Here is a 10,981-nt window from a genome sequence, read left to right as displayed (position 1 = left end):
CCTCGTCGATGAGCGAACGACCGACAGCGCGTGTGGAACGCGCGGCGCGGGACGCAGATGAGGGTGGGAGCAACTAGGCTTGGAGGGTGACCACTGCTCTGTATCGCCGGTATCGCCCCGACACCTTTGACCAGGTGATCGGCCAGGAACACGTGACGGAGCCGCTCAAGGCGGCGCTGCGCGCGAATCGCGTGACGCACGCGTACCTGTTCTCCGGGCCGCGCGGATGCGGCAAGACCACGTCGGCGCGCATCCTGGCGCGCTGCCTGAACTGTGCGCAGGGCCCCACGGACACCCCGTGTGGACAGTGCGAATCCTGCCGCGAGCTGGCCACCGGCGGCCCCGGCTCGCTCGACGTCGTCGAGATCGACGCGGCCTCGCACGGTGGCGTCGACGACGCGCGTGACCTGCGTGAACGCGCCACCTTCGCGCCGGTGCGCGACCGCTACAAGATCTTCATCATCGACGAGGCCCATATGGTCACGAACCAGGGCTTCAATGCGCTGCTCAAGCTCGTCGAGGAGCCGCCTGAGCACGTCAAGTTTGTCTTCGCGACGACGGAACCCGAGCGCGTCATTGGCACGATCCGTTCGCGCACCCACCACTACCCGTTCCGCCTGGTGCCGCCGGACGTCCTCGGCCCGTACCTGACGACCCTGTGCGCCGAGGAGCACATCGGCGTGGGTGAGGGCGTTCTGACCCTCGTCATGCGCGCGGGCGGCGGCTCGGTGCGTGACACACTGTCGGTGCTCGACCAGCTGATGGCCGGCGCGATCGACGGCCAGGTCAGCTACCAGACGGCGGTGGCGCTGCTCGGGTACACGGATTCCGCGCTGCTCGATCAGTCCGTCGATGCTCTCGCTGGCGGTGACGGTGCTGCGGCCTTCCGCGTCGTCGAGCGCATGGTCGAGTCCGGCCACGACCCGCGCCGCTTCGTCGAGGACCTCCTCCAGCGCTTGCGCGACCTCCTCATCATCGCGGTGGCCGGCGACGGCGCGCGCGACGTCCTGGCTGACACTCCGCAGGACCAGTTCGAGCGCATGCAGCGTCAGGCGCAGAACTGGGGTCCCCACGGCTTGTCCCGCGCCGCCGACCTGACTGACGAGGCCCTGCGTGCCATGACGGGCGCGACGTCGCCTCGCCTGCAGCTTGAGCTCCTCGTCGGCCGCATCCTCGTGCCCGCCCCCGCGCCCGCCCAGGCACCCGTCCAGGGCACGGTCGGCATGACCGGTGGGGGAGCGCCGCGCGAGGTGTCCTCCGCTTCGTCCGAGGCCCCCTCTGGTCGTTTCGGCGCCCGCGAGGCCCGCGAGGCCCTGGCCCGCAAGAAGCAGGAGCGCGCCGAGGCCTCGGCCCCCGCTGCGTCCACGTCGTCTGCCACTCCCGCCCCGCAGGGCATGCCCGCGTGGGGGAGCGGCCCCGACTGGTCCGCGCAGAAGCCCGCCGCTCACAGGCCGGCCGCGCAGAAGTCGGCACCGGAGTCGAGTGCCGCACCGGCGCAGGGTTCCGCTCCTGCGCAGGCTTCCGCACCCGTGCAGGCTGCGCCGCCCGAGGCCCCGCACCGCGAGGTCGTCGAGCGACCTCACATCGACGCCACGCAGGAACGCGCCCAGGCCGAGCCTCGTGCCGCCGCCCGCGCGCCGCAGCGCCCCGATTCTGCCGCGCCGCAGCGCCCGGACACTAACGCTCGCGCCGAGGCGCCCACCTCCGGCCGCGACGCCGACATGCTGCGCGGTCGCTGGAACGAGGTCGTCGAGCGCCTCTCCTCCATCAGCCGCGTCACGTGGTCGATGGTTGGCGGCAACGCGCAGCTGGGGGCCGTCGATGGCTCCCACGTGGTTCTTCTCTTCCCGGTCGAGGCCATGGTCAACGCCTTCTCGCGCGGCCCCCGCGCGGCCGACGTCGAAAAGGCCATCAACGAGGTCACCGGCCTGAGCGTCAGCGTGTCCGCGCAGGTCGGGCAGGCCTCGGGCGGCCCGGCCACGACTGGCCCATCGGCGCAGGCCTCGCACTCCGGCGCCTCCCAGCGCCCGTCCCAGCCCGGAGGCTGGGTCTCGGAGCCGCCCCCTTTTGATCAGGCCGCCGCGCAGGCGGCACCCGAACCCGAGCCGTGGCACGAGGCCGCGCCTGCCCCGCAGGCGCCCGCGCGCGCTGAGCAGACGGCTCCCGTGCGTGCTTATGAGGAACCCGCTGCGCAGGTGGCCCCCGAGCCCGCCCCCGAGCCGGTTGACGCCGGGTGGCCGGAGCCCGCGCCTACGCCCGAACCGGCTCCCGAACCTGAACCCGTTGACACCGGGTGGCCGGAGCCCGCGCGCGCACCTGAACCGGCTCCCGAACCCGAACCCGAGGATGCCGGCTGGCCCGAGCCCGCGACGGTGACGCCGATCCGGCGCGAGCCCGTCGCCCCGGCCCCGACCGCGGCCTCTCAGGCACCCGACCCGCAGCCCGGCGCCGAGCGCCCCGCGCTGCCCGAGCGGGCGGCCCGCGCCCTCGCCGCCGCCTCCACTGACGCGCCCGAGGGGGCATCGGCCTCGTCCCCGAATGGTGAGGCGGCCCCGCGCAAGCACTCGTTCACGGTCTTCCGCTACCCGGGCGACCCAGAGCCCGCCGAGCAGCCGACGGACGCGCCCGCGCAGCCCGCCCCGGCCACGGAACCGGTTTTTGACGATGCCCCCATCGCGCCCGCCGCGCACACGCCGTCGACCCCGACGGGCTGGGGAGACCCTGTGGTCATCCCCGGGGGAGCCTCCGTCAACTTCGACGACGGCGGCGACTCGTGGGCCCCGCCCGAGTCGGCCGCCCCCGCTGATGCGGCACCGATCAGCGCGGCGCCGAGCGCCCCCGCGCAGGCCCCGGCCTGGCTGGCGGCGGCCCCCGAGCCCACGCATGCCTCGGATCCCGGGCAGGGCTTCGGCGCCACGGAACACCAGCGCGACGCCGCACAGGCGTCTGACGCGCCGCTGACCGGTCGCGCCGCCGCAGAGGCCGCACTGCGCGAGAAGGCCCAGCGCGAGGCCGCCGTCGCCTCGACCCGCACCCACGCGGCCGACGACGACAGCGCCAGCATTGACGACGAAAACATTGAAAACTCGCAGACGATCGGCCTGGCAGCGGTCCTGGAGATCCTCGGCGGACGAGTCATCGAAGAGAAGATGACCGAGGGAGGATACTGACATGTACGACGGCGCCCTGGCCGACCTCATCGATCAGTTTGGGCAGCTGCCCGGCATCGGCCCGAAGTCCGCGCAGCGCATGGCCATGCACGTCCTGGACGCGGAGCCCGAGGACGTCGCGCGCCTCGTCGACGCGATCAACGCCGTGCGCGGGCGTGTGCGCCACTGCGACATCTGCGGCAATCTCACGGAAGAGGACGAGTGCTCCATCTGCCGCGACGTGCGCCGCGACCCCAGCGCGATCTGCGTCGTGCAGGAGCCCAAGGACATCCAGGCGATCGAGGGCGCGCGCGTGTTCCGCGGGCGCTACCACGTCCTCGGCGGCGTCATCGACCCGATCCATGGGGTGGGACCCGACCAGCTGAACATCGCCTCGCTCATGAGCCGCCTGGCCGACGGGACGGTCACCGAGGTCATCCTGGCGACCAACCCGAACGTCGAGGGCGAGGCGACGGCCGCCTACCTCGCGCGCATGCTGTCCACGATGGGCGTGGAGACCTCGCGCCTGGCGATGGGCCTGCCCATGGGCGGCGACCTGGAGTACGCGGACTCGGTGACGCTGGGGCGCGCGCTCGAGGGGCGCCGCCGTCTCTGAGCCGTCACCGACGAGGCCGGGGTTGCCTCGCGCTGTCGACGCACAGGCGGGTGCTGACTCGTGTTGTGTTCGCGCGGGTGGGCGCGCGTCTGTGCCGGTGCCCTCTGCGGCTGCGACCTGCGGCGTTTGTCGCCTCGTGGGCCGCGCGTCCCGCTGTCCGTGACGCACGTGTGACACAATCGTAGGGACCGCGCTGTGAGAAGACGAGGAGGCCATGATGGCGACCCAGGCGAGTTCAGGCGCGCCCCGAGTGCTGGTTGTTGACGACGAGGCGATGCTGGCGGACTTGCTGTCGCAGGCGCTGCGTCATGAGGGCTGGGAGACGGCTACGGCCAAGGACGGGTTGGACGCGCTGGCGAAGGCGTCGAGCTTCCACCCGGACATCGTGATCCTCGACGTGCAGATGCCGCGCATGGATGGCTTGGAGGCGCTGGAGCGTCTGAGGGCTCGCGATCCGGAGCTGCCGGTCCTGTTCCTCACCGCGCGCGACGCGGTCGCCGACCGCGTGCAGGGATTGCGTGCGGGCGCGGACGACTACGTGACCAAGCCTTTCGATCTGGACGAGGTGGCGGCCCGCGTGGAGGCGCTGCTGCGCCGCGCGGGACGCACCCAGCAGGCGGCTTCGACGGTCCTGCAGGTCGCGGATCTGACCCTCGATGTGGACTCCCACGATGTGCGTCGTGGCGGGGAAGAGATCACGTTAACGAACACTGAGTTCGAATTGCTCCGGTATCTCATGGATAACGCTGGAATTGTGCTGTCGAAGCAAAAAATTCTGGATGCTGTCTGGAGCTACGACTTCGGTGGCCAGGTGAACGTTGTCGAGCTGTACATCTCGTATCTGCGCAAGAAGATCGACGCGGATCGTCCGGCCCTTATCCGCACGGTGCGCGGCGCCGGTTACATCATGCGGGAGCCGCAGTGACGCGGCGGCCGTCCTTGGCCGGGCGCCTGTCGCGCGCCTTGGCTGCGTGTGTGGCGCTCGCGCTGATCGTCATGGTGGCGGCGTCCACGCTGGTGATGCGCTCCTGGATGCTGGGCAACATGGATTCCGAGCTGCATCGTCTCTCGCAGCGCGCGGGCGAGCACTTGGACGTTGAGGACGCGCCAGATGATGGGGTGGGTGCGCACGACGATGCCGACGACGACTCCGACGAGGGCGGTCGCGCGGTCCCGCAGTCGGGCGGGCGCGCGCCTCGTCCCGGTGGACCTGTCGTCCCCGGCGGACCCAAGGGGCCTGGGTTTGGTGGTTCCGGCATCGCCGAGGGCACCCTCCAGTACGTGAGCGAGGACGGCGAGGCGGCCGGTGCGGTCGTCTCCAACTTCTCGGTGACCTACCTGAATCAGCCCGCACTGGCGATCCTGGCCGCGGTGCCGACGGATGGCGCCCCGCGCACCGTGCGTCTCAAAGAGCTGGGCGCGTTCCGGGTGACCTCCCAGGTCGTGGGCGATAAGACCGTGCTCGTTGGCGTGCAGATGGACAGCGTCGACGACGTGGTCTTGATGCTTGTCGCGGTCGAGGTTGGCCTGTCCCTCGTCGTCGCGATTGCGGCCGGGTTCGCGGGCCGGGCGTGGGTGCGCCGCGAGCTGCGCCCGCTCGGGGTTGTGCGCGCGGCCGCCGCGGACATCGCGAGCCGCGACCTGGCTGACGATGCCGAGGACCTCACGCGCGTCGGTGAGGAGGCCACCTCCGGCCCCGTCGAGGTCGCCGACGTCGCGGGCGCGCTCAACTCGATGATTGACGCGGTCGAGGACGGCATGGAACGTCGCGCCCGCAGCGAGGCGAAGCTACGCCAGTTCGTCGCCGACGCCTCCCACGAGCTGCGCACGCCGCTCGCTTCCGTGCAGGGGTACGCGCAGCTCGCGCGCCGCGACATTGACGAGGCCTCCCGGACTCAGGCGCTCGAGCGCATCTCCTCGGAGGGGGCGCGCATGGCCTCCCTCGTGGAGGAGATGCTGACGCTGGCTCGCCTGGATGGAAACCGCGCGCTGAAACGGGACAATGTCGACGTTATCCCGCTGATACTGGACGCCCTGTCAGACGCGCACGTGGTCGCCCCCGACCACGCATGGGAGCTCGGCGAGGCCTCGGACATTCAGGTGCTCGGCGACGAGGCCGCCCTGCGCCAGATCCTCACGAACCTGCTCGCGAACGCCCGCGTGCACACGCCTGCGGGCACACGCGTCACCGTTTCTCTCTCCCGTGCCCCCCAGGGGGTGGAACCCGCGAAGGACGCCCCTGCCTCGTCGATGGTGAGGATCCGCGTCGCCGACGACGGTCCCGGTATTCCCGCCGAGATCCGCGACCGCGTCTTCGATCGTTTCGTGCGCGGCGACTCCTCGCGTACCCGCGACGGGCGCGGCTCCTCGGGCCTGGGAATGTCGATCGTCGAGTCGCTGGCGCGAGCGATGGGCGGGTCCGTGCGCCTCGCGGACGCCGACAAGGGGACCGTCATCGACGTGACATTGCCCGCCGCCTGAGCGCCCCCGTGCGTGGGTGACCGAGAGGGCGCTGACCAGGAACGTTGCAATTCCGGGCCTTGCGAGCCCCTGTGTCCTGGGTCGCCCCGGCGCGTCCCATGTCACCCGCGCCCACATGCCGGTCGTTCCCAGCGCGATGCCTGGTGGGCCGTAGGATTGTTGTGGTGGCGTGCGCCACCCGAATGCGTGTGTATCGGCACGTACCGACAGAAATGAGGCTCAAGTGGCACTGATCGTGCAAAAGTACGGCGGTTCTTCCGTCGCCGACACCGAAGCCATGAAGCGCGTCGCCCAGCGCATCGTGGACACGCACAACGCGGGACACCGCGTCGTTGTCGTCGTATCGGCGATGGGCGACACGACGGACGACCTGCTCGACTCGGCCGCAGCACTCACCGACAACCCGCCCGAGCGCGAAATGGACATCCTCCTGTCCGCCGGCGAACGCATCTCCATGGCCCTCCTCGCGATGGCCGTCAACGAGCTCGGCGTCGAAGCCCGCGCCTACACCGGCGCGCAGGCCGGCATCAAGACGGACAGCCACTTCGGCGCCGCCCAGATCGTCGGCATGGTCCCCGAGCGCGTCGCCCGCGCCGTCAAGGACGGCCAGGTCGCCATCGTCGCCGGCTTCCAGGGCATCTCCAAGGATGACGACGTGACCACGCTCGGCCGCGGCGGCTCCGACACGACCGCCGTCGCCCTCGCCGCAGCCCTCCACGCCGACGTGTGCGAAATCTACACCGACGTCGACGGCCTCTTCTCCGCCGACCCGCGCATCGTCCCCAAGGCCCACCGCCTGCGCACCCTCACCCAGGAAGAAACCCTAGAAATGGCCGCGCACGGCGCCAAGATCCTCCACCTGCGCGCCGTCGAATTCGCCCGCCGCTACGGGGTCCCCCTGCACGTGCGCTCCTCGTTCTCCGAAAAGAACGGCACCTGGATCTCCGACTCCCCCGCAAACCCCGAGCTCAAGGGCCTCGTGCCCGACGCCGCCCTGAAGTCCCCAGAGGAAAACGCCATGGAAAAGCCCGTCATCTCCGGTATCGCTCACGATCGCTCGCAGGACAAGATCACCGTCACCGACGTGCCGAACAGCCCCGGCGTCGCCGCCCGCGTCTTCGCCGTCGTCGCCGAGGTCGGCGCCAACATCGACATGATCGTCCAGAACCTGCCGATCTCCGACCCCACGAAGGCCAACATCACCTTCACCCTGCCCGAAGGCGACGCGCAGAAGGCCCTCGACGCCCTCGAGGCCCACCACGATGAAATCGGTTTCAACGAGCTGCGCTACAACCCCAACATCGGCAAGCTCAGCCTCGTCGGCGTCGGCATGCGCACCAACCCCGGTGTCTCCGCGCGCCTCTTCTCCGCCCTGTCCGACGCGGGCATCAACATCGACCTGATCTCCACCTCCGAGATCCGTATTTCCGTGGTCACCCGCCTCGAGGACCTCGACCGCGCCGTGAAGGCCGTCCACACTGCCTTCGGCCTCGACGCCTCCGAAACCGAGGCCGTCGTCTACGGCGGAACCGGCCGCTGATCGTTCATCGACGAGGCCCGGGTCGGCTCCGCTATTTCCGCCCGGTTCCGGGGACCTGAGAACGAGCCCCGGCCTCGTCCCCATAGATTTCACCCAGCGTTCGCCCCGTCGTATGGGCGCGCGCACCAACAAAGGAGAACACCATGAGTGGTTTCAATGTCGCCGTCGTCGGCGCCACCGGCCAGGTCGGCCGAGTCATGCGCACCCTGCTGGAGGAGCGTCAGTTCCCGGTCGAGACGATTCGTTTCTTCTCGTCCGCGCGCTCGGCGGGCACCACCCTGCCCTGGAAGGGACAGGACATCGTCGTCGAGGACGTGGCGACGGCCGACTACTCCGGTATTGACATTGCCGTGTTCTCTGCGGGTGCCACCGCCTCGCGCGAGTACGCCCCCAAGTTCGCGGCTGCCGGCGCGGTCGTCGTCGACAACTCCTCCGCGTGGCGCAAGGACCCCGAGGTCCCGCTCGTCGTCTCTGAGGTCAACCCCGACGACGTCGACAACCGCCCCAAGGGCATCATCGCGAACCCCAACTGCACGACCATGGCCGCCATGCCCGTCCTGAAGCCCCTCGTCGAGGCTGCCGGCGGCATCAAGCGCCTCTTCGTGTCCTCCTACCAGGCCGTCTCCGGCTCCGGTCGCGCGGGCGTCGCCGAGCTGACCGGCCAGATCGAGGCCGGCGTGAAGCAGGACCTCGCAGCCCTGGCCCTGGATGGCCGCGCCGTTACCCTGCCCGAGCCCGGCGTGTACGTCGCGCCCATCGCCTTCGACGTCGTGCCGCTCGCCGGCTCCATCGTCGATGACGGTTCCGAAGAGACCGACGAAGAGCAGAAGCTGCGCAACGAATCGCGCCGCATCCTGCACACCCCGGACCTCGCGGTGTCCGGCACCTGCGTGCGCGTCCCCGTGTACACGGGCCACACCCTCACCATCCACGCCGAGTTCGCCGGCGACATCACGCCCGACCAGGCGCGCGCCCTGTTGGCCGACGCTCCCGGCGTGCGCGTCGTCGACGTCCCCACCCCGCTCGAGGCCGCCGGCCGCGACGAGGTCCTCGTGGGCCGCATCCGCCAGGATCAGGCGGTCGACGGCAAGCGTGGCCTCGTCCTGGTCGTCTCCGGCGACAACCTGCGCAAGGGCGCTGCTCTCAACGCGGTCCAGGTCGCCGAGGTGGTGGCTGCTCGGCTGCGCTGAGTGCGCGAAGTCTCGACTGTGCTGAGTGCTTGCACTTTCGATTGTGTTGAGTGTTTGCACTCTCGACTGTGTTGAGTGTCTGATCTAGTTGCGTGAACGCGCGGCGGCCCTCTCGGGCTGCCGCGCGTTTGCGTTGTTTGCGTTGCTGTTCTGCGTGTGGCGCCGCTGGTGTTCCGGGCGCCGCGTGGTGTGCTGTCGGGCCGGGCTGCTTTGTGTGCCCGTGGGCGGCGGCCCGCCCGCGAGTCGTCCGCGCTGCGAGCTTCGCTCGGCGCGTCGTCTCGAAGCCCGGCCAGGCCCCGCCGCCGCCCACGGGCACCGCAGCCTGGCCCTCCGGACCCTCCGGCGCCCACCACGCCAGTGGCGCATGGTGGCTGATCGGTGGCTGGGCGCGTCGGCTCGTCGTCCGGCCTGGCCCCTCCGCCGTCTCTGAAATTTCGCACGTAATTCCCTCACGGCTCTTTCAAATCCTGAATTTAGATCGTTGGAATTGCAACGTTTTCAGAGTTTGTTGAAACTTCGTCCAATCGAATTACGTGCGAGATTTTGGGGAGGGGCGCGTCTCCGCAATGGTGTGTGAACTGGTGCATTGGTTGCCTTTTCGGTGCAACGCGTTGCCGGGCTGAAATCGCTGTCACCTTTGCTCGCCCGAAATGTGTGTTTTTGCGGCATTGCGGGCAAGCAAAGGTGTCGCTGGTTTCATGCGCACCCGTGAAGGAGGAAGCAAAGGCGGTGGTGGTTTCATTTGGGCGCGAAATAGTTCGCCCTGCGGCACTGTGTCATCGCGAAAGCGCGAAAAAGTTCGCCCAGCGCGCTCAAAACACCCCAAATTCGGCGTTTTTGTGCGTGCTGGGCGAGATTTTTCGCGGAAAGGCCGCTGGAGGGCCGTGCTGGGCGAACTTTGTCGCGCCGACTGGCACTGTGCCCGAGTGTCGGAGGCGGAGCGGCTCCCTCCATGTCGGCAGTGGTGGGGCTTTTGCACTACACGAGGCCTTCTGGTGGCGTGTCGCCGGCGTGTTGGACCCTCGTGTAGTGCAATTCCCCCCGCTGCTCAGTGCCGCATCCGGTTTTGTGTGCACACCGGGTTTCCCTCGTGTGTTGATGGGTGCGCACACCTTCTCGCTGTGCTCCAGTGGCCTGGTCTGGTTTTGTGGACCGGGTGTTTTGAGGGTTGTTGGTTGTTATTGGTGGTGTTGTGCCCATTGGCGCGCGTATTGGTTGGGTGAGAGCCAGTCCAGCGCGCTGTGGGGGTGCTCTTCATTGTAGCGGTGGGACCAGGCGCCGATTAGTGCGCGCGCGTGGTCAAGCCCTTCGAACATGTTGTCCTCCAGGAGTTCATCACGCATCCGGTTGTGCAAGGATTCCACGAACCCGTTATGCCAGGGTTGGCCCGGCGGGATGAACGCTTGGAGCGTGTTGTGCTCGTTGGCCCAGCGCCCCATGGCGGCGGCGATGAATTCGGGCCCGTTATCGGCGCGCAGCACCTGGGGTGCCCCATGGGTTAGGGCAGCCAGGTCAAGCATTTCGATCACGTCGGCGGCTCCCATACGCCGCTCGACGCGGAAAGCCAGGTGCTGGCGCGTGAACTCATCGATGAGGTTACAGACCTTGAACACGCGTCCCCTCCAGTCCGAATCGAACTGGAAATCAATGGCCCACACCTGCCCCGGCGCGCTAGCCTTGACCAGGCGCTGGAGGCGCGGCGCAGTGCGGGGCTTGGGGGCTTTGCGCGGGCGCACGCGCAGTCCTTCGGTGCGCCACAAGCGCCGGAACGTATCACGCCCCACGACAATGCCCTCGCTCTTGGCCCGCGCCCAGGCGCGTTTATAGCCCCAGCGTCGATGCGTGGCGGCAAAATCGTTCATCCACTGGCGCACAGGCCCATGATCACGCAGCGTTTTCGCCCCGCCCGCCGCGCGGGCCCGGCAATACGCTGACCGGGACAGCCCGGCAACGCGGCATGCAAGGCGCTGAGAAAACCCCTGGCCAACCAGGTAGCTCACAGCCT

Annotated in this window: 7 protein-coding genes; 6 read left to right on the top strand and 1 reads right to left on the bottom strand. The window is 69.3% G+C overall.

Features of this window, described 5'->3' with window-relative positions; all coding sequences use genetic code 11:
- Positions 1–86: 86 nt before the first annotated feature.
- The 6 genes from HMPREF1478_RS02655 (at position 87) to HMPREF1478_RS02630 (ending at position 8,976) form a co-directional block, all read left to right on the top strand.
- A complete protein-coding gene (locus tag HMPREF1478_RS02655; RefSeq protein ID WP_016460537.1) occupies positions 87–3,170 on the top strand; it encodes a DNA polymerase III subunit gamma and tau in 3,084 nt (1,027 codons plus the stop codon).
- 1 nt (position 3,171) lies between these two features.
- On the top strand, positions 3,172–3,765 hold the full coding sequence (gene recR, locus HMPREF1478_RS02650) for a recombination mediator RecR (protein WP_007588661.1): 594 nt from the start codon (positions 3,172–3,174) through the stop codon (positions 3,763–3,765).
- Between the two features lie 217 nt (positions 3,766–3,982).
- Positions 3,983–4,690, top strand: a complete 708-nt coding sequence (locus HMPREF1478_RS02645; RefSeq protein WP_016460536.1) for a response regulator transcription factor — start codon at positions 3,983–3,985, stop codon at positions 4,688–4,690.
- Entirely contained in the window at positions 4,687–6,246 is a 1,560-nt protein-coding gene (locus tag HMPREF1478_RS02640; protein WP_016460535.1) for a sensor histidine kinase, read from the top strand. The genes HMPREF1478_RS02645 and HMPREF1478_RS02640 overlap by 4 nt, the downstream gene beginning before the upstream one ends.
- A 223-nt stretch (positions 6,247–6,469) precedes the next feature.
- Positions 6,470–7,786 carry an aspartate kinase gene (locus tag HMPREF1478_RS02635; RefSeq protein ID WP_016460534.1) on the top strand — a complete coding sequence of 439 codons (1,317 nt, stop codon included), beginning with the start codon at positions 6,470–6,472 and terminating at the stop codon, positions 7,784–7,786.
- Positions 7,787–7,929: 143 nt separating this feature from the next.
- Positions 7,930–8,976 carry an aspartate-semialdehyde dehydrogenase gene (locus tag HMPREF1478_RS02630; protein WP_016460533.1) on the top strand — a complete coding sequence of 349 codons (1,047 nt, stop codon included), beginning with the start codon at positions 7,930–7,932 and terminating at the stop codon, positions 8,974–8,976.
- A gap of 1,178 nt (positions 8,977–10,154) precedes the next feature.
- On the opposite strand, the gene HMPREF1478_RS02625 is transcribed toward HMPREF1478_RS02630, so the two are convergent.
- The gene (locus tag HMPREF1478_RS02625) at positions 10,155–10,976 is read right to left on the bottom strand and encodes an IS3 family transposase (RefSeq protein WP_016460307.1); all 822 of its coding nucleotides are present in this window, start codon (positions 10,974–10,976) and stop codon (positions 10,155–10,157) included.
- Between the last annotated feature and the right edge of the window lie 5 nt (positions 10,977–10,981).

It is taken from the genome of Actinomyces sp. HPA0247, from assembly GCA_000411415.1.
Lineage (GTDB): Bacteria > Actinomycetota > Actinomycetes > Actinomycetales > Actinomycetaceae > Pauljensenia.
The sequence above is the reverse complement of the archived record's forward strand: the minus strand, read 5'-3'. Positions and strand labels throughout refer to the sequence as shown.